Genomic DNA, 18,009 nt, shown 5'->3' with positions numbered 1-18,009 from the left:
TAAATTTGAATGCAAACGCATCGGAACCGCTTCGGTCCCGGAGCGTGGGATGCGAAGGCCGGGTTAGTCGCGTCTTTCGGGTTTGCTCGAAAGGAAAGGTGGGGATGGACCGTTTGTTACGCAGGTTCTTGTCTCAATTCATCCGCCGCGGGTCGATGACCGTGACCACCGCCGGCGGAACGAAGTTCACCGTCGGTGACGGCTCCGGCGAACCTGTCGCGGTTCGCTTCGTCACTGCAGAGGCACAGCGAAGGGTTCTCATCAATCCCGAACTCGGGCTTGGCGAGGCCTACATGAACGGCGAATTCGTCGTCGAGCGAGGCACCATAGCTGATGCCCTCGCAATTCTGCTCGATCAACCCGACCTATTGCCGCACTGGGCAAAACCATGGTGGCACCTGCGCTACCTGACGCGGCACCTCAAGCAGTTCAATCCGCGCTCCCGCTCCCGCAGCAACGTCGCGCATCACTACGACCTCGACGGCCGGCTCTATTCGCTCTTCCTCGATGCGGACAAGCAATATAGCTGCGCCTATTTCGAGACGCCGGAGACCACGCTCGACGACGCGCAACTCGCCAAGAAACGGCACATCGCCGCGAAGCTGGTGGTCAACGACGGCCAGCGCGTACTCGACATCGGGTCCGGCTGGGGCGGGCTCGGGCTCTATCTCGCCGAGATCGCAGGGGCCGACGTCACCGGCGTCACGCTGTCGACCGAGCAATTGCAGGTCGCCAATGCGCGCGCAGCGGAAAAGGGCCTGACGGCATCCGCCAGATTCCTGCTCCAGGACTATCGCGACATCGACGGGCCGTTTGATCGCATCACCTCGGTCGGCATGTTCGAACATGTCGGCGTGAAGTTCTACGATACCTATTTCGAGCGCTGCGCGGAGCTTCTGAGCGAAGACGGCGTCATGCTGCTGCACTCGATCGGCCGCTCGCAGGGCCCGGACTCGACCAATCCCTGGATCGCCAAATACATCTTCCCCGGCGGCTACATTCCCGCATTGTCGGAGGTGCTGCCTTCGATCGAGCGCGCCGGCCTCCTCGTTTGCGACATCGAGATCCTGCGCCTGCACTACGCCGAGACCCTCAAGGCGTGGCGCGAACGCTTCATGGCACGGCGCGAGGAGGCCGTGCAGCTCTACGATGAGCGCTTCGCGCTGATGTGGGAATTCTATCTCGCGGCGTGCGAGATGACGTTCCGCAAGCAGGACATGATGAACTTCCAGATCCAGCTCACCAAACGCCAGGGCGTAGTACCCATGACGCGCGACTACATCGCGCGGGAGGAAACCCGGCTGCGGGCTCGCGAACACGGCGCCAAGCCCAAGCTGAAGCTGGCTGGTGAATAATTCCTAATGACGCAGGGTCGAGATCGGGAGAGTCCGGAAAGAAGCCGTTAGCACCAGATGCGCCCTCAGTTCCGCCAGGATTTCCGGCGCGACCGGTTGGCGGCGAATTTCGGGCTGCTCAGCGCGTTCCATGGCGGCGATGAGCCCGCACAGCCAAAGCCGGCTTTCCGCCTCGTTCCGCGATATCTGCTGATACCGTTCTGGCTGCATTGCCTGCCTCGTCTTCCTGGTGGCGTATCGCGGGAGATAATTCCTAGCCCGCCTGCCCGTTCCGGTCTTACCCCCGAAAGAATCCGGGGAGATGTGATCTGCTTCACATTCCCTGGGTCGGGCTTGGCCTAGACCGACACCATGAGCAAAGAGACCCAACCTTCAGTCGACCTGCAGGACGACCTCCGCACCGACTACGCCCTGATCGCCACTGGCGTCGGCGCGGCCCTGGTTGCGCTGGTCTACCTTCTGCTGGTCTGAATCCGAGCCGAAAGCTCCCGGCGACGCCATCTCACGCTCTTCGATAAGTCAGCCTCCCGACGCATAAGGTTCACTCCATCCGGATTTTTCCGTGGTGCGGCGGTTGATTTCACGCGGCCAAGTTCCACGAAATTCCGTCAAGCGCGGCGCGTGCGGCGGCCGCCAGTCATCCACCGCTTTAATGATCGGTTGATAGCGATCAGCTTTTGCTTCCGCTTTGAGCCGAGGCGGCGCTTTATCCCGGCCCCGTATCCGCCCCAGAAAATTGCTATCGCTGGATCATGGCCCTGACTGATTCGAACGTCCTCAAACTCGCGCCCGAAGCTGGAACTCCCGCCTACCGGAGCGCGCCACACAATATCGAGGCGGAACAGAGCCTTCTGGGCGCGATCCTGGTCAACAACGACGCCTTCTACCGCGTCTCCGACTTCCTGGAGCCGAAGCATTACTTCGAGCCCCTGCACCAGACCATCTATGAGACCGCCGCCAGCCTGATCCGGATGGGCAAGATCGCCACGCCGGTGACACTGAAGACCTTCCTGCCGGCGGACACCGATGTCGGCGGCATGACCATCGGCCAATATCTGGCGCGGCTGGCGGCCGAGGCCACGACCATCATCAACGCCCAGGACTACGGCCGCACCATCTATGATCTCGCACTGCGGCGCGACCTCATCGGCATCGGCGAGGACATGGTCAACGTCGCCTATGACGCCCCGGTCGACTTCGCGCCGCGCGCGCAGATCGAGGATGCCGAGCGCCGCCTCTACGAGCTCGCCGAATCCGGCCGCTATGACGGCGGCTTCCAGAAATTCTCGCAGGCGCTGACGGTTGCGGTCGATCTCGCGGCCAAGGCGTTCCAGCGCGACGGAAAGCTGTCCGGCATCTCGACGGGCATGCGCGACCTCGACACCAAGATGGGCGGCCTCCAGCATTCCGACCTCATCATCGTCGCGGGACGTCCCGGCATGGGCAAGACGTCGCTGGCGACCAACATCGCCTACAACGTCGCGCAAGCCTACATTCCGGAGCTCCAGGCCGACGGCACCACGAAGGCCGCCAATGGCGGCGTGATCGGGTTCTTCTCCTGCGAAATGTCGGCCGACCAGCTCGCCACGCGTATCGTGGCCGAGCGCACAGGCATTCCCTCCTCCCACATCCGCCGCGGTGGTATTTCGGAAACCGATTTCGACAAGATCCGCGAGGTCTCGATCGAGCTGCAGTCGCTGCCGTTCTACGTCGACGCGACGGGCGGCCTGTCGATCGCACAGCTGATGGCCCGCGCGCGCCGGCTGAAGCGACAGAAAGGTCTCGATCTCCTTGTGATCGACTACATCCAGCTGCTCTCCGGCTCGGGCAAGCGCGCCAGCGACAGCCGCGTCCAGGAAATCACGGAGATCACGACCAGCCTGAAGGCGCTCGCCAAGGAACTCAATGTTCCCGTCATCGCGCTGTCCCAGCTTTCGCGCCAGGTCGAATCCCGCGACGACAAGCGGCCGCAGCTCTCCGACTTGCGTGAATCCGGATCGATCGAGCAGGACGCCGACGTCGTGCTGTTCGTTTACCGGGAGGAATATTACCTCGCCATGAAGGAGCCGCGCCCGGGCACGCCCGAGCACGAGAAGTGGCGCCTGGACATGGACCTTGCGCACGGCAAGGCCGAAGTCATCATCGGCAAGCAGCGCCACGGCCCGACCGGCACCGTCGATCTGGCATTCGAAGCCTCGGTCACGCGGTTCGGCGACCTTGCGCCCGACGCTCAGCTGCCGGCGCGCAGCGGTGGCGACTACTGAGTTCCTTGAACAGAACCAGCCTCTTGCGTAAAACGGCGGCATGGCGTCCGATCCGAAGATGATCCCGCAGACCGGCCTTCTCTCCGCCGATGCCAATCAGGCTGCCGCGCTCGCAGCTTACGGCGGCGTGCTCACCGTCGATCTCGACGCGGTCATCGCCAACTGGCGCAAGCTCGAGAAGACGGCGGTTCCCGCAGAATGCGCCGCCGTGATCAAGGCCGACGGCTACGGCTGCGGCGCCGGGCAAGTCGCGCAGGCGCTTGCCAAGGCCGGCTGCAAGACATTCTTCGTCGCGACCATCGAGGAAGCGCGCACGGTGCGAGAGGCCGTGCCCGAGATCACGATCTACGTGCTCGGCGGCTATTTCCAGAATACCGGCGAGCACTACGCCAAGATCAACTGCCGTCCGGTGATCGGCGACCTCAACGAGCTCGCCGAGTGGGACGTGTTCTGCCGTCGCACCGGCTGGTCCGGCGGCGCGGCGATCCACGTCGACACCGGCATGAATCGGCTCGGACTGACGCTTGCGGAAGCGCAGGCCATCATTCCCCGGATCAACGCCGGCGACCATGGCATCGCGCTGGTGATGAGCCATCTGGTCTCGGCCGAGCAGCTCAACAATCCCGCAAACGCCAAGCAGCTTGCGGCCTTTCGAGGCATCGCCAGCGAATTCTCCGGCGTCCCGGCCACACTCGCCAATTCCTCCGGTGTCTTCCTGGGCGCCGCGTTCCAGTTCGACATAGTGAGGCCCGGCGCGGCGCTCTACGGCGTCAATCCAACGCCGGAGGCCGACAATCCGATGCAGCCGGTGGTCGACCTCAAGGCGCGCATCGTGCAGATCCGCAATGTCGAGCGCGGCGAGACCGTCGGCTATGGCGGCACCTGGACCGCGCGGCGGCCGACCAAGCTCGCGATCATTGCGGTCGGCTATGCCGACGGCTATTTCCGCGCCGCCAGCTCCAATGACGGCACGCGCGGCGCCGAAGTGGTCGTCGCCGGCAAACGCTGCCCGATCGCCGGACGCATCTCCATGGACCTGATCGCGATCGACATCACCGATCTGCCGCCGAATGCGGCCCGGCGCGGCCATATGGTGACGCTGCTCGGCGACGGCATCACGGTCGACGAGCTCGCCCATCACTTCGGCACCATCGGCTACGAGGTCTTGACCAGCCTCGGCCGCCGCTATGCCCGCGTCTACAAGGGCGGCCACGAGGTCGCGCCGCTGACGAAGCCGGAGCCCACGCAGGCGGCCGAACAGCCGTCCTCCCCGCCGTCGACCGAGCAGCCGACGGCTCCACCGCCATTGCCGAGCTGAGCAACAAGTCTGAGTCCCGGGCGCAAGTGCAGCGCGTTGCGCTTTTGCCGGACCGCGAGAGCTACTTCTTGCGGCTGTCCAGCGCTGCCTTGCAGGCCTCGCTGAGCTGATCGCGCTTGCCGTTGAGGCAGGCCACGATGCGGCCGCCGCCGGGTGCGATGCCGGCGCAGAACTTGTCATAATCCACCTTGCACGCACCGCGCTGATCGGACGATTGTGCCGATGCGGCTCCGGAGAGCGCGACGACGAGTGCGATTGCGGCAAAGCTCAGCCTGGACATTTTATCTCCGGTATCGGGATGCAGAAGCCTTCAGCTCTACATGAAGATTGCGACATTCAACGTCAACAACATCAACCGCCGCCTGCCGAACCTGTTGCACTGGCTCAAGGCAGCAAAGCCCGATGTCGTCGCGCTTCAGGAATTGAAGGCAAGTGATGGCGAATTTCCGGCCGACGCCATCGAAAAAGCCGGCTACGGCGCGGTATGGCGCGGACAAAAGACCTGGAACGGCGTCGCCATTCTCGCCCGCAACGCAGAGCCCGTGCTGACGCGCGATCGATTGCCGGGAAAGCCCGGCGACCAGGAAGCGCGCTACATCGAGGCCGCGGTTCGTGGTGTCATCGTCACCAGCATCTACCTGCCCAACGGCAACCCGCAGCCCGGCCCGAAATTCGACTACAAGCTCGACTGGTTCGCGCGGCTCAGGCGCCACGCCAGTTCGCTCATCAAGCAGGATCTGCCCGTCGTTCTCGCCGGCGACTACAACGTCGCGCCGACCGCGATCGACATCTATCCGACGCGCTCATGGGACAAGGACGCGCTGATCCAGCCGAAGAGCCGCGCCGCGTTTGCCGCGCTCGTCAAGCAAGGCTGGTGCGACGTCCTCCGTGAGTTGCATCCGGAGAAGCGGGTCTACACGTTCTGGGACTACAAGCGGAACCGCTGGCCGCGCGATGCGGGCCTCAGGCTCGATCATCTCCTGATTAGTCCTGTCCTCGTCTCGCGCCTCGCAAAGGCCGGCGTCGACAGAGAGATTCGCGGCTTGGACGGGGCCAGCGATCATGCGCCGGCCTGGATCGTTCTCCGCTAACGCACCCGGCCGCGCCCCACCACGGCAACCTGCCCTCCCCATTTTCCGACGCACAACCAGACGAAAGGCTCTTGACCTCCGAGCTCTGGTCATCCTACTGGTCTAACCAAGATCAGACCAAAAAGAGACCGGGATGGAACTCAAGCGTGCGGCCGAAGGCGATAAGGGCTTCGAGAAGGTGTTCGCCTTCTTGCGCGAACGCCTGCTTGCGGGCTCGCTCAAGCCCGGCGACCGCCTGATCTCCGAACGTGAACTCGCCAGCCTCCTCGGCGTCAGCCGGCCGATCGTGCGCGAGGCGCTGCGCGCCCTCACCATGCTCGGCATCGTCGAGATCCGAGATCGTATCGGCACCGTGGTGACGCGGCCCGACGTCTCCGTGCTGAACGACTTCTTCACTTTCGCGCTCGCCCAACAGGCCGACATGGTCGACGACGTGATGCAGGCGCGCGTCGCGATCGAATGCCAGGCCATCAGGCTCGCCTGCGAGCGCGCCAACATCGCCAATTTCGAACGCCTGCAGCGTGCGCTCGCAAGGATCGAGGAGACGATCGACGAGGCCGATGCCGGCGGCATCGCCGACTTCGAATTTCACCGCGCCATCGTCGTCTCGTCGCGCTCGGAAACGCTGACGGTCCTGCACAATTCGATGGCGGGCCTGCTCACTCATTCGCATCGCAGCCGTCGCGAATTGGTCCAGGCCTTTCCGTCGATGAAGACCTATCTGATCGACGATCACCGGCGGATTTTCGAGGCAGTGATCGCGCGCGACCCCGAGCGGGCGGATGCGACGCTGCGCAAGCATTTCGCCATCGGCGACGAATACCGGCGGCGGGCCGTCGTCGGCGACATCGACAAGACCAGCGCCTCGCGCTGATCGCAAATATCAACCGGGAAACGGACGATCGACATGGGACGAGATGACAAGGGCAGCGTCGGCTTCATCGGCATCGGCACGATGGGCAAGGAGATGGTCCGCAACCTCCTCAAGGCTGGACACTCGGTGCGTGCCTTCGACCTCAACGAGGCGGCTATGGCCGATATCGTCAAGGACGGCGCAACGCGCGCGCACGATCCGGCGGATGCCGCACGCGCCACGGATATCGTCATCACCATGCTGCCCGACACCCCCCACGTCGAGGCGACGATCTACGGCGAGCACGGCCTCCTGAAGTCGCCCCCGACCGGCAAGCTCATCGTCGACATGAGCACGATATCTCCGGTCGCCGTGCGTCGCATCCATGCCGATCTGAAGCAGGCCGGCATCGGTTTCGTCGATGCGCCGGTCTCGGGCGGGCCGTTGGGCGCGAAGAACGCCGCTCTCTCGATCATGGCGGGCGGCGATGCCGACGACTTTGCGAGAGCCGAGCCGTTCTTCCGCGCGATGGGCACGACCATCACGCATGTCGGCGCGGCCGGCGCCGGCCAGACCGTCAAGCTTTGCAATCAGCTCATCTGCGGCATCAACATCCAGGCAATTTGCGAGGCGCTCGCGCTCGGGCGCGCCTCGGGCGTCGATCTCGATCTGCTGCGCCGGGTGCTGCTCGGCGGCTCGGCGGCATCGTGGATGCTCGACAAGCTCGGCCCCGCAATGATCGCGGGTGACGTCTCCGCGGGCTTCCGGATCGACCTGCAACTCAAGGACCTCCGCCTGGTGCAGGAACAGGCCCAGGCGCTGAGCGTGCCGCTGCCCGGCACCGCGCTCGTCACCAGCCAGTATGTCGACGCCCGTGCCCACGGCGAAGGCAGCAATGGCAACCAGGCACTGTTCCGCGTCTACGACCGCATGACCAACCAGACCACGGGCTGAACTCACAGCGATGAGCCTGCAACTCGACTTTCCCGCAGTGTTGGAGCGCTGGCCGAGTTTCCTCGGCGGCGCCGCCCTCACGCTGGAGCTTGCGGCCTTCGCGACGGTGCTCGGCGCCGCGCTCGGCACGCTCGCAGCGGTCGGGCGCGGCACTCGCAACACGCTGATCGCGAGCGCGTGCAGGATCTATGTCGAGACCATCCGCAACACTCCGCTGCTGGTGCAGATCTTCCTTGTCTATTTCGGGCTGGCCAGCCTCGGTTTGAAACTGTCCGCATTCACCGTGGCCGTGGCGGCGCTGACCATCAATGTCGGCGCCTATACCGCCGAGATCATGCGCGCCGGTTTCGAGGCGATCCCGCGCGGACAGATCGAGGCCGCCGAAGGGCTCGCCCTGTCGCGCGTCCAGATCTACTGGCACATCATCCTGCTGCCGGCCATCGAGCGGGTCTACCCGGCGCTCACGAGCCAGTTCGTCCTGCTGATGCTAGCCTCCTCCGTCTGCTCGCAGATCTCCGCCGAAGAGCTCACCGCGGTCGCCAACTACATCCAGTCGGATACCTATCGCGCCTTCGAGACCTACATCATCGTCGCCGTCCTCTACATCATCCTGTCCCTCGTGATGCGGGCGGGCTTCTGGGGCCTCGGCCTCGTGCTGTTTCCGCGCCGGCGCCGGCTCGGCACGCCCTTGTGAGATGACCATGGGCGGACATCTCAACATCAACCATCTGCTCTTCCTAGGCCATGGCGCGCTATGGACGATCGGATTGTCCGTGATTGCACTGGTGGGTGGCGGCATCGTCGGTTTCGCGATTGCGCTCGCCCGGATATCGCCGCTCAAATCCGTGCGGCTGGCCAGCGGCGCCTACGTTCAGCTCATCCAGGGCACACCCCTGCTGGTCATCCTGTTCCTCGGCTATTTCGGCCTTGCGGCGATCGGCCTTCAGGTCTCGCCGATCGTCGCTGCCGGGGCCTCGCTGACGCTCTATGTCGCCGCCTATCTCGGCGAGATCTGGCGCGGCTGCATCCAGTCGGTGCCGAAGCCGCAATGGGAGGCTGCCGAAGGCCTTGCGCTGAGCCGGACCCAGCGCATGACGAAGGTGATCCTGCCGCAAGCGATCCGCATCGCGACGCCTCCGACCGTCGGCTTCATGGTGCAGATCATCAAGAACACATCCCTAGCTTCGGTCGTCGGCTTCGTCGAACTGATGCGTTCGGGCCAGATCGTCAACAACTCGCTGTTCGAACCATTCGCCATCTACGCCATCATCGCCGTCATCTATTTCGCCATGTGCTACCCACTATCGCTGCTCAGCCAGAGGCTCGAACGGCGCATGGAGCGTGGCAGGGTCAACCTCGCTCCGGCCTGACATGCAGCAAACTCCCTCTCCTTCCGAACCGATCGTGTCGCTCCGCGACGTGCAGAAGAGCTTTGGCCCGCTTCGGGTCCTCGATGGCGTGAGCTTCGCCGTCGAGCGAGGCGAGGTTCTCGCCCTCATCGGCCGTTCCGGCTCCGGCAAGAGCACGGCGTTGCGTTGCATCGACCGCTTCGAAAAGGTCGACGGCGGCGAGATCGTCGTCTGCGGCCACCTGGTCGACCGGCCGGACGTCGACCTGCGCGCCCTGCGTCAGGACGTCGGCATCGTCTTCCAGAGCTACAATCTGTTTCCGCATCTGACGATCGAGCAGAACATCACGCTGGCGCCCTGTTCGGTGAAGCGCATGGCCGCCGGCCAGGCAAAGGACCTCGCGCGCAAGGTCCTCGCGCAGGTCGGGCTCGAGGAGAAGCTGCACGCCTATCCCGAACAGCTTTCCGGCGGCCAGCAGCAGCGTGCGGCAATCGCCCGCTCGCTGGCGATGCAGCCGAAGGTCATGCTGTTCGACGAAGTCACCTCCGCGCTCGACCCCGAGCTGACCGCCGAGGTGCTCAAGGTGATCGAGCAGCTCGCCGCGGACGGCATGACCATGGTGATGGTCACCCACGAGATGGGATTTGCGAAGAGCATCGCCGACCGGATCGTCTTCATGCATCGCGGCAAGGTCCATGAGACCGGACCCGCCTCGATCCTGACGTCGCCAACGACCCCCGAGCTGATGCAGTTCGTCGGCACGGGCAATCTGAAATCATAACAAGGAGAGGAGAACCAAGGATGACAAGCAGGATATTGCTGGGGACCGCCGCCGCGCTTTGCAGCCTCATCGTGATGGCTGCGACACCGGCTTCGGCCGACCTGCTCGACGACATCGTGCAGGCCAAGAAGATCCGTATCTCGACCGATGTCGCCATCCCGCCCTCGGGCATGATGGACAGCAACATGAAAGCGACCGGCTCCGACGTCGAAGTGGCTCAGCTGCTCGCGAAGGATTGGGGACTCGAGCTCGAATTCATCCAGACCACCGGCGCAACCCGCATCCCGAACGTCTTGACCGGCAAAGCCGACATCATCATCTCGACCCTCTCGGTGACGCCGGAGCGAGCCAAGGTCATCGACTTCACCAAGCGCTACGCGACGCTGCAGTCGGACATCGGCTGCCTGAAGTCCTCGACCATCAAGGACTGGCCCGACGTGAAGGACAAGGCGATCGGCGTCTCGCGCGGCACCACGCAGGACACGCTGCTGTCCAACATGAAGGACAAGGACCTCAAGATCTCCCGCTACGACGACGACGCCACCATGGTGACGGCTGCGGTCTCCGGCCAGGTCGATTGTGTCGGCACGTCGGCGACGATCATCAACCAGATCGGGGTGAAGAATCCGGCTCGCGTCTTCGAGTCCAGGATTCCGCTCGCGACCTTCGATCTCGCGATCGGCCTGAAGAAGGGCGAACCACGCTTGATGGACAAGCTCAACGCCTGGATTGCCGAGAACATCAAGAACGGCAAGCTGAACGCGATCTACAAGAAATTCCACGGGGTCGAGCTGCCGCCCGACATGCGTGGCTGAACCGGAGCAAAGCCGTGACGGCCGGCCGCGGCTATCACGGTCAAAGGACAATCGAAAAGGAAATCACATGCGCATCGTCATCGGATCCGACCACGCCGGATGGCCGCTCAAGCAGACCGTCATCAATCACATCCGCAGCCTCGGCCACGACGTCGTCGACGTCGGTTCCTATGACGACAAGCCGGTCGACTTCCCCGACATCGCGCGAGCCGTGGCGCATAAGGTGACCTCCGGCGAAGTCGCGCGTGGGATCATGGTGTGCGGCACCGGCGTCGGCGCTTCGATCGCGGCCAACAAGATGAAGGGCATTCGCGCCGCGGTCTGCCACGACATCCATTCGGCTCATCAGTGCGTCGAGCATGACGACGTCAACATCATGTGCATCGGCGCGCAGATCGTCGGCGCCTGGCTCGCCGTGGATCTCGTCTCTTCCTACCTGTCGGCCGAATTTTCGACGGATGAGGATTTCCGCCGCCGGGTCGAGAAGCTTCGCGTCATGGACGAAGAAGGCTGAGTCCAGGGGCCTGCCAGCCATGATCCTGGTCTTCGGATCGCTCAACATCGATCTCGTCGCGCAGGTCCCGGTCATTCCCGGCCCGGGTCGAACGGTGCTCGCACCGTCCTACCAGACGCATTTCGGCGGCAAGGGCGCCAATCAGGCGGTGGCCGCGGCACGGATCGCCGGACCGGGACGCGTCCGGATGGCAGGCCGTGTCGGTCGAGACGGATTCGGCGACAGCGCGATCGGGAATCTCGGAGCGAACGGCGTCGACAGCACTCTCATCGTCAGATCCGACGAACCGACCGGCTGCGCCTTCATCACGGTCGATCAGGCCGGCGAGAACGCGATCACGGTGGCGAGCGGCGCCAACATGACTGCGAGTGCCGGTGATCTGTCCGCCGCGCTCGTCAATTCTGGCACCATCCTCGTGCTTCAGATGGAAATTCCCGTCGCGCAGGCGCTCGAGGCCGCGCGCCGCACCGCTTCGGCATCCGGCACGGTGGTCTGGAACCTTGCGCCCGTTCCGGAAAAGATGACCCGCCGGATGGTCACGGAGCTTCTCTCCGTCACCGACCATCTCCTCGTCAACGAGCACGAGGCGCTCGACGCCGCCGCCGCGATCGGGCTCGCCTCGTCCGACTACGAAGCCGCGGCCGCCGAACTCGCCAGGACGGGCAACCTCACCTGCATCGTGACCGCGGGCGCATCGGGAGCGCTGGCGGTGACAGCCGATGGAGCCCGTCTGCGCGCGCCCGCCCCCCGGATCATGCCCGTGGACACGACCGGGGCCGGCGACACCTTCGTCGGCGTGTTCGCTGCCATGCTGAGCGAAGGAGAGTCCCTGCAGCGCGCGCTCGAGGTGAGCTGCGAGGCCGCCGCACTGAAGTGTCTCAGCGCCGGTGCCCAGGCGGGCATGCCGCGGCGCAGCGCAATAGGCTCCCTCGCCTAGACGGATCGCGCCCATCGCGGCTCGCGGCTAGAGTCTCCCGATTCGTGGAGACCGCCTTGGCCCTTCTCTTCGTCCTCAGCGTCGGCCTCGTCGCAGGCATCATCTCAGGGATCGTCGGCACCGGCTCGTCGATCATGCTGATGCCGGTGCTGGTCTATGCCTACGGCCCGAAGGAAGCCGTACCGATCATGGCGGTCGCGTCGGTGATGGCGAATTTCTCGCGCATCCTGGCATGGTGGCGCGAGGTCGACTGGCGGGCCTGCGCGGCTTATTCGGTCACGGGGATCCCGGCCGCGGCACTCGGTGCGCGCACCCTGCTCGCGCTCCCCTCGCACGCCGTCGATCTCGCCATCGGCACGTTCCTGATCGTGATGGTCCCGGTCCGGCACTGGCTGGCGCGGCATGACCTCAAGGCCAATCTCTGGCACCTGGCGATCGGCGGCGCGGTCATCGGCTATCTCACCGGCATCGTGGTGTCGACCGGACCGCTCAGCGTTCCGCTGTTCCTGTTCTACGGCCTGTCCAAGGGCGCCTTCCTCGCAACGGAGGCCGCCTCCTCGCTCGGCCTCTATTTCGCGAAGTCGGTGACCTTCGAACGTTTCGGCGCGCTGACGGGCGATGTCTTCGTCAAGGGCCTCGTCGCAGGCTCCTCGCTGATGTCAGGCGCCTTCATCGCAAAGCGTTTCGTGCTGCACCTGAGGCCGGACATGTTCCGCCTGGTGATGGATGCGATCATGATCGCGGCCGGACTCTCGATGCTCTGGAACGCATCGCAGCCGTGACGGCGCGACCGCTCAGGCGGCGAAGTCGGGCGTGATCGACGGGCTGTCGGCGAGAACGCGATTTTCCGACGCTGCCTGGCTGTCGAGCCATTGCATCGCGGCTTCGAGCGGCTGCGGCCGCTGATAGAGGAAGCCCTGCCCGAACCTCACGCCCATCTCGCGCATGGCCTGCGCCTGCTCGGCCCGTTCGATGCCTTCGGCGACCAGCGTGAGGCCCAACGTGCCGGCGAGCGAGGCGATGATCCCGACGATCGCCTTGTCCTCGGCGCTTCCAGGGATCTCGCGGATGAACGCCTTGTCGATCTTGACCTTGTCGAGCGGAAAGCGGCGCAGATGCGCGAGCGAGCTGTAACCCGTTCCGAAATCGTCGAGCGCGATCGTGGCGCCGAGGCGACGCAGACGTCGCAGCGTCTCCGATGCGCCGGCGATGTTGTTGATCAGGGATCCCTCGGTGATCTCCAGTTCCAGTGACGAGGCGGCGACGCCAAGACGATCGCAGGTCTCGCCGATCTCGCCGGCCAGCGAATGGTCGGCAAGCTCGGACGGCGGCAGGTTGATCGCGATGCGGATATCCGGCTTGCCCGCGGCGGCGAGCCGCTGCAGTGCGTGGCAGGCGTCGGTCAGCACATAGCGCGTCAGCCGCGCATTGTTGCCGCTGCGCTCGATCAGCGGAAGGAATTCACCCGGGCCGATCACGCCATATTCGGGGTGCCGCCAGCGGATAAGCGCCTCGAGGCCGACGACCCTCTGGCTCTCGATGTCGACCTGGCCCTGGTACCAGACCTCAAACTGTCCCTCGGCGAAGCCCGCGGGGATCGCCAGTTCGAGATCCCTGCGGCGGCGATAATCGCGCTGCAGCGCCTCGTCCAGCACCGCGACGGTGCCGGGCGCCTTGCTCTTGGCATGGTAGAGCGCGATGTCGGCGAGCGCCGGCAAATGCGACAGTTCGGGATCGTCGGCGCGGCGCACGGCAAGCCCGATGCTGGCGCGCGGCACGACCTGCTTGTCGTGCAGCCGGATCGGCTCGGAGATCGCATCCAGCAGGCGGTGCGCGAACGCCTGCGCGGCCTCGGGACCGCTGACTTCGGGACGAATGACCACGAACTCGTCACCGCCGAGGCGCGCGACCCAGTCCGCAGCTTCGACCGTGCCGCGAAGCCGCTCGGAAATGTGAACCAGGAACTTGTCGCCGGCATCGTGACCGAAGGTGTCGTTGATGCCCTTGAAGTCGTCGAGGTCGATGAAGCAGAAGGCGACCAGGCAATCCGCCGAGTTCGCATCGCAACTGAGGATCGCGAGGCGGTCGGAAAGCGAGCGGCGGTTGGGCAGCCCGGTGAGCGGGTCGTGCGAGGCCATGTGCCCGAGCCGGTCGAGCGCGCCCGACGTCGTGTGCTGCATGGCGTTGAAGGCGCGCGCGAGCTGGCCGAATTCGTTCGACGATTTGACGTCGGCCGGATAGGCACGGCCGTCCTGCTTGCTGCGCTGGATCGCCGACATCATCGCCGCGAGCGGCCTGCCGATGAAGATGTTGGCCGAGATGCGCATCGCAACCATGGTTGCAAGCGTCGCGAGCAGGCCGACGACGAGCAGCAGCACCAGACGGCTGCCCGTATCCGCGTACAGCGTCGCATAGGAATAGGCGATCGAGATGCGGCCGGCCTGGACCGCGATATTGCCGTTGCGGTAATTGATGGGACGCGAGACCTCGGCGACCGCCGGGCCTTCCGGCCGCGCCTCGACGCGAGCGATCGCAGCTCCGGTGTCATCATAGACGGCCGCTGCCGAAATCGACTCGTCGTGCATGATCTCGTTGAGCACGCCCGTCACCTGCTCGTAGCGCATCTTCCAGAGCGGCTCGGCGATCAGCTCGGCACGGCTCTCGGCGACACGGGCGATGCGCGCGTCGAGCAGCCTGATCTGCGACCAGAAGCTCGAGACCTCGACACCGGCGGAGGCGAGCAACTGCACCAGCAGCAGGACCGGAACGGTCGCCCAGATCATCGCGCGCACGACCGAGCGGGAGCGCGAAGGCGCCGCCTGTCCCGTGCGTTCCGGATCGGTCATCCCGCCACCTGCCCGCATCACTCGCCGCCATCGTTCGGAGGCGAGAGCGACGAGATCATGGCGTCCAGCGAGAAATCATAATCGCCGCAGCGTCCCGGCTTCGCCCTGAACTTCGTGAAGTCGATCCGGTCGAACGCGCGCGACTTGATCAGCGCGCCCACGGAGACGAGATTGTCGCGCGTGATCGCGGACGTCTTGACCTCGACATGGGGCGAGACCGCCGCAAAGTCGCAACCATCGGCATAATCGCGCAGGAGCACGATCGACCAGCCGCCGAGCAGGAAGTGGCCGCCGTCCGACATGAGAAGGCGGCCGGCCTTGATCTCGCGCAGCGCGTCATCCGACCAGTTGAGGCCGACCACCTGGATGTCGCGGCCGGGCGCGAGGCCCGCCGCCGCGACCGCCTTCAGCGCGCCGAGCGCCATCGGATCGTTGCCGGCCCATATTCCCGCGGGACGGATGCCCTTGCGCGACGCCCAGCTGAGATAATTGGCGGCGACCTGCTCGGCCTCCGATTGCGTCCAGTTGGCGAACAGCATCCGGTCCACCACCACGTCGGGGGCCGCCGCCACCGCGAGCTGGAGCCCGGCATTACGGGCGATCGAAGCCGGCGTGATTTCGTCGCCGCCGATTCCGAGAAGATGGATCTTGCCGTCCGGGCTCTGCCATTTTTCGTTGCGCGCCGCGCCGATCAACGCATTGGCCATCCGCGCACCCGCGGTCTGGAGATCGGTCGTGATGTCGCCGAGCCAGGTCTTGAGCTTGACACGCGGGGGTCCCAGACGCACCGCATCCTCGCCGATCAGCGAGTTCGACAGGAGCAGCGTCTTGACGCCGGCAGCCTCGGCAGCCTCCATGATCGGCACCGCAGCGGATTCCTCGTTCGACAGGATGAGGAAGTCGGGCTTGTCGGCACGCGCGACCACGCCGAGGCCCATCTCCTGCATGGTGCGATAATTGCGCTCGCTGGTGAGCACCTCGACATGCGCATTCAGCTTGCGGCCCGCCGCCTGCATGATCTGCGCGACCATGTCCCAATAGATTTCGCCGGTCTTGCCCGGGCTCACGAAGACGATATTGAGGGGCCGTCCGTCCGCCGCCACGGCGCGGCTGCCCGGCGCGAAGACGCCGACAGTCATGGCCATAGCGAGCAATAGTCGCAGGAGTTTCGTCATTTTCTCCGCCGTCCCCTATTAGTTCCGAAACTGGACCCCCGTCCGCTAACATTTGGCAAAGTCCGGCCCGTCGCGGCGGTGTAGAGCTAACAAACGGTGTACCGATTGCAGTGAATTGCGATGATCGGCGCGCTTGCGATCGCGCTTCCGGCCGGTCATTCCGTGCTATCAGCGCACGGTAGACATCCCCCGACTCGCTGTCCCCATGGCCAAGAACACGCTTTCCTTCGTCTGCCAGAACTGCGGCGCGGCCTATAACCGCTGGCAGGGCAAATGCGACGCCTGCGGCGAGTGGAATACGCTCGCCGAAGAGGATCCGACCGGCAGCGTCCCCGTGTCGATCCGCTCCAAGCGCAAGGGACGGACATTTGCGCTGGAGAGCCTCGCCGGGAAAAGCCCGGATGCCCCGCGCCTGTCCTCGGGCATGACCGAGCTCGACCGCGTCACCGGCGGCGGGTTCGTCCGCGGCTCGGTGCTTCTGGTGGGCGGCGACCCCGGCATCGGCAAGTCGACGCTGCTGACGCAGGCCACCAGCATGCTGGCGCGCACCGGGCATCGCATCGTCTACATTTCCGGCGAAGAAGCCGTGGCGCAGGTGCGCCTGCGCGCCGAGCGGCTCGGACTGTCCGATGCCCCGGTGCAGCTCGCCGCCGAGACGTCGGTGGAGGACATCGTGTCGACGCTGTCCGAAGGCGCGGTGCCCCGGTTGATCGTGATCGACTCGATCCAGACCATGTGGACCGACACGGTGGAATCCGCGCCCGGCACGGTGACCCAGGTGCGCGCGTCCGCGCAGGCCCTGATCCGCTTCGCCAAGAAGACGGGCGCGGCCATCATCCTGGTCGGCCATGTCACCAAGGACGGCCAGATCGCCGGTCCCCGCGTGGTCGAGCACATGGTCGATGCGGTGCTGTCCTTCGAGGGCGAAGGCTCGCAGCAGTTCCGCATTTTGCGCGCGGTGAAGAACCGTTTCGGTCCCACCGACGAGATCGGCGTGTTCGAGATGACGGGGCTCGGCCTGCGCGAGGTCACCAACCCGTCAGAGCTGTTCCTGTCCGAGCGCGATCTCGGCACGCCCGGCACGGCCGTCTTCGCCGGCATCGAGGGCACGCGACCCGTCCTGGTCGAATTGCAGGCGCTGGTCGCGCCGACCTCGCTCGGAACCCCGCGCCGCGCCGTCGTGGGCTGGGATCCGAGCCGTTTGTCCATGGTGCTGGCGGTGCTGGAGGCCCATTGCGGGGTCAAGCTGTCGGGCCACGACGTCTATCTGAACGTGGCGGGAGGCCTGCGCATTCACGAACCCGCCGCGGATGTCGCCGCCGCGGCCGCGCTGGTATCCTCGCTGGTCAATGCGCAATTGCCCACCGATGCCGTCTATTTCGGCGAGATTTCGCTGTCCGGCGTGGTCCGCCCGGTGGCACAGACCCCCGCCCGGCTCAAGGAGGCCGCGAAACTCGGGTTCAAGCGGGCCGTATTGCCCGAATCGGCCCGCGGCGAAGCCGGTGGTGATGCCGGGCTCACGCTCAATGCGGTCGGCAGCCTGACGACTCTGGTCGCCGAGATCGCCGCACGCGGCTCCCGCCGGGGTGAACCGAATGCGCCGGCGGAGAAAAATGCCACACCGGCAAGATTCCGCCGTGGAGAGGGTTAGGCGGAGGTGACGTCTCGCGCCCCCGCCGCTATACAGCCGTCACAAAAGCAGCATGGGATTGCGTGGTTGCGGCCTTGCCCGAATGGCCGTCTGCCCCTCAGTTAGG

18 protein-coding genes are annotated in these 18,009 nt (G+C 65.3%); 14 read left to right on the top strand and 4 right to left on the bottom strand.

All coding sequences use genetic code 11. The features are described 5' to 3' along the window. The first annotated feature begins 104 nt into the window (after positions 1-104). On the top strand, positions 105-1,355 hold the full coding sequence (locus QM712_RS11255; protein ID WP_415023169.1) for a class I SAM-dependent methyltransferase: 1,251 nt from the start codon (positions 105-107) through the stop codon (positions 1,353-1,355). A gap of 3 nt (positions 1,356-1,358) precedes the next feature. On the opposite strand, the gene QM712_RS11250 is transcribed toward QM712_RS11255, so the two are convergent. Then, positions 1,359-1,565 carry a transcriptional regulator gene (locus tag QM712_RS11250; protein WP_415023168.1) on the bottom strand — a complete coding sequence of 69 codons (207 nt, stop codon included), beginning with the start codon at positions 1,563-1,565 and terminating at the stop codon, positions 1,359-1,361. A 542-nt stretch (positions 1,566-2,107) separates the two neighbouring features. Here QM712_RS11250 and QM712_RS11245 point away from each other — a divergent pair. Continuing rightward, complete coding sequence (locus tag QM712_RS11245) at positions 2,108-3,619, top strand: replicative DNA helicase (protein WP_415023167.1); 1,512 nt, start codon at positions 2,108-2,110, stop codon at positions 3,617-3,619. Positions 3,620-3,659: 40 nt separating this feature from the next. Beyond that, entirely contained in the window at positions 3,660-4,937 is a 1,278-nt protein-coding gene (alr, locus tag QM712_RS11240) for an alanine racemase (protein ID WP_415023166.1), read from the top strand. 61 nt (positions 4,938-4,998) lie between these two features. On the opposite strand, the gene QM712_RS11235 is transcribed toward alr, so the two are convergent. After that, the gene (locus tag QM712_RS11235) at positions 4,999-5,217 is read right to left on the bottom strand and encodes a cysteine rich repeat-containing protein (protein WP_415023165.1); all 219 of its coding nucleotides are present in this window, start codon (positions 5,215-5,217) and stop codon (positions 4,999-5,001) included. Positions 5,218-5,257: 40 nt separating this feature from the next. Here QM712_RS11235 and QM712_RS11230 point away from each other — a divergent pair, with 40 nt between their 5' ends. The 10 genes from QM712_RS11230 (at position 5,258) to QM712_RS11185 (ending at position 13,013) form a co-directional block, all read left to right on the top strand. Then, positions 5,258-6,028, top strand: a complete 771-nt coding sequence (locus QM712_RS11230) for an exodeoxyribonuclease III (protein ID WP_415023164.1) — start codon at positions 5,258-5,260, stop codon at positions 6,026-6,028. A 133-nt stretch (positions 6,029-6,161) separates the two neighbouring features. Then, positions 6,162-6,902, top strand: a complete 741-nt coding sequence (locus QM712_RS11225) for a FadR/GntR family transcriptional regulator (protein WP_415023163.1) — start codon at positions 6,162-6,164, stop codon at positions 6,900-6,902. Positions 6,903-6,935: 33 nt separating this feature from the next. Next, positions 6,936-7,835, top strand: a complete 900-nt coding sequence (locus QM712_RS11220; RefSeq protein WP_415023162.1) for an NAD(P)-dependent oxidoreductase — start codon at positions 6,936-6,938, stop codon at positions 7,833-7,835. A gap of 10 nt (positions 7,836-7,845) precedes the next feature. After that, positions 7,846-8,529, top strand: coding sequence for an amino acid ABC transporter permease (locus QM712_RS11215; protein ID WP_415023161.1), 684 nt, complete (start codon positions 7,846-7,848; stop codon positions 8,527-8,529). Between the two features lie 7 nt (positions 8,530-8,536). Continuing rightward, entirely contained in the window at positions 8,537-9,205 is a 669-nt protein-coding gene (locus QM712_RS11210; protein ID WP_415023160.1) for an amino acid ABC transporter permease, read from the top strand. Between the two features lies 1 nt (position 9,206). Then, on the top strand, positions 9,207-9,965 hold the full coding sequence (locus QM712_RS11205; protein ID WP_415023159.1) for an amino acid ABC transporter ATP-binding protein: 759 nt from the start codon (positions 9,207-9,209) through the stop codon (positions 9,963-9,965). A 20-nt stretch (positions 9,966-9,985) separates the two neighbouring features. After that, positions 9,986-10,780: a transporter substrate-binding domain-containing protein gene (locus QM712_RS11200; protein WP_415023158.1), complete on the top strand. Its 795-nt coding sequence runs from the start codon at positions 9,986-9,988 to the stop codon at positions 10,778-10,780. Between the two features lie 67 nt (positions 10,781-10,847). Further along, positions 10,848-11,294 (top strand): ribose 5-phosphate isomerase B, encoded by a 447-nt coding sequence (rpiB, locus tag QM712_RS11195; RefSeq protein ID WP_415023157.1) that lies wholly within the window; start codon positions 10,848-10,850, stop codon positions 11,292-11,294. A gap of 19 nt (positions 11,295-11,313) precedes the next feature. Continuing rightward, positions 11,314-12,231: a ribokinase gene (locus QM712_RS11190; RefSeq protein ID WP_415023156.1), complete on the top strand. Its 918-nt coding sequence runs from the start codon at positions 11,314-11,316 to the stop codon at positions 12,229-12,231. 56 nt (positions 12,232-12,287) lie between these two features. Next, complete coding sequence (locus QM712_RS11185; RefSeq protein WP_415023155.1) at positions 12,288-13,013, top strand: sulfite exporter TauE/SafE family protein; 726 nt, start codon at positions 12,288-12,290, stop codon at positions 13,011-13,013. Between the two features lie 12 nt (positions 13,014-13,025). Here the strand turns inward: QM712_RS11185 and QM712_RS11180 are convergent, their stop codons facing one another. Beyond that, on the bottom strand, positions 13,026-15,095 hold the full coding sequence (locus QM712_RS11180; protein WP_415023225.1) for a putative bifunctional diguanylate cyclase/phosphodiesterase: 2,070 nt from the start codon (positions 15,093-15,095) through the stop codon (positions 13,026-13,028). Next, positions 15,095-16,252, bottom strand: coding sequence for an ABC transporter substrate-binding protein (locus QM712_RS11175; protein ID WP_415023154.1), 1,158 nt, complete (start codon positions 16,250-16,252; stop codon positions 15,095-15,097). Before QM712_RS11175 ends, QM712_RS11180 begins: the two co-directional genes overlap by 1 nt. Positions 16,253-16,457: 205 nt before the next feature. Here QM712_RS11175 and radA point away from each other — a divergent pair, with 205 nt between their 5' ends. Then, positions 16,458-17,903 carry a DNA repair protein RadA gene (radA, locus tag QM712_RS11170; RefSeq protein WP_415023153.1) on the top strand — a complete coding sequence of 482 codons (1,446 nt, stop codon included), beginning with the start codon at positions 16,458-16,460 and terminating at the stop codon, positions 17,901-17,903. Positions 17,904-18,009: the final 106 nt, after the last annotated feature.

Source organism: Bradyrhizobium sp., from assembly GCF_047605465.1.
In the GTDB taxonomy this organism is placed as follows: Bacteria; Pseudomonadota; Alphaproteobacteria; order Rhizobiales; family Xanthobacteraceae; genus Bradyrhizobium.
The sequence above is the reverse complement of the archived record's forward strand: the minus strand, read 5'-3'. Positions and strand labels throughout refer to the sequence as shown.

What these genes read in the sequence shown, in the direction of transcription:
- QM712_RS11220 (WP_415023162.1), top strand. Translation starts at nt 6,936, where the DNA reads ATGGGACGAGATGACAAGGGCAGCGTCGGCTTCATCGGCATCGGCACG.
- QM712_RS11205 (WP_415023159.1), top strand. Translation starts at nt 9,207, where the DNA reads ATGCAGCAAACTCCCTCTCCTTCCGAACCGATCGTGTCGCTCCGCGAC.
- QM712_RS11180 (WP_415023225.1), bottom strand. Translation starts at nt 15,095, where the DNA reads ATGCGGGCAGGTGGCGGGATGACCGATCCGGAACGCACGGGACAGGCG.
- QM712_RS11200 (WP_415023158.1), top strand. Translation starts at nt 9,986, where the DNA reads ATGACAAGCAGGATATTGCTGGGGACCGCCGCCGCGCTTTGCAGCCTC.
- QM712_RS11190 (WP_415023156.1), top strand. Translation starts at nt 11,314, where the DNA reads ATGATCCTGGTCTTCGGATCGCTCAACATCGATCTCGTCGCGCAGGTC.
- QM712_RS11230 (WP_415023164.1), top strand. Translation starts at nt 5,258, where the DNA reads ATGAAGATTGCGACATTCAACGTCAACAACATCAACCGCCGCCTGCCG.
- QM712_RS11245 (WP_415023167.1), top strand. Translation starts at nt 2,108, where the DNA reads ATGGCCCTGACTGATTCGAACGTCCTCAAACTCGCGCCCGAAGCTGGA.
- QM712_RS11215 (WP_415023161.1), top strand. Translation starts at nt 7,846, where the DNA reads ATGAGCCTGCAACTCGACTTTCCCGCAGTGTTGGAGCGCTGGCCGAGT.
- QM712_RS11225 (WP_415023163.1), top strand. Translation starts at nt 6,162, where the DNA reads ATGGAACTCAAGCGTGCGGCCGAAGGCGATAAGGGCTTCGAGAAGGTG.
- QM712_RS11210 (WP_415023160.1), top strand. Translation starts at nt 8,537, where the DNA reads ATGGGCGGACATCTCAACATCAACCATCTGCTCTTCCTAGGCCATGGC.
- rpiB (WP_415023157.1), top strand. Translation starts at nt 10,848, where the DNA reads ATGCGCATCGTCATCGGATCCGACCACGCCGGATGGCCGCTCAAGCAG.
- QM712_RS11255 (WP_415023169.1), top strand. Translation starts at nt 105, where the DNA reads ATGGACCGTTTGTTACGCAGGTTCTTGTCTCAATTCATCCGCCGCGGG.
- alr (WP_415023166.1), top strand. Translation starts at nt 3,660, where the DNA reads ATGGCGTCCGATCCGAAGATGATCCCGCAGACCGGCCTTCTCTCCGCC.
- QM712_RS11175 (WP_415023154.1), bottom strand. Translation starts at nt 16,252, where the DNA reads ATGACGAAACTCCTGCGACTATTGCTCGCTATGGCCATGACTGTCGGC.
- QM712_RS11250 (WP_415023168.1), bottom strand. Translation starts at nt 1,565, where the DNA reads ATGCAGCCAGAACGGTATCAGCAGATATCGCGGAACGAGGCGGAAAGC.
- radA (WP_415023153.1), top strand. Translation starts at nt 16,458, where the DNA reads ATGGCCAAGAACACGCTTTCCTTCGTCTGCCAGAACTGCGGCGCGGCC.
- QM712_RS11235 (WP_415023165.1), bottom strand. Translation starts at nt 5,217, where the DNA reads ATGTCCAGGCTGAGCTTTGCCGCAATCGCACTCGTCGTCGCGCTCTCC.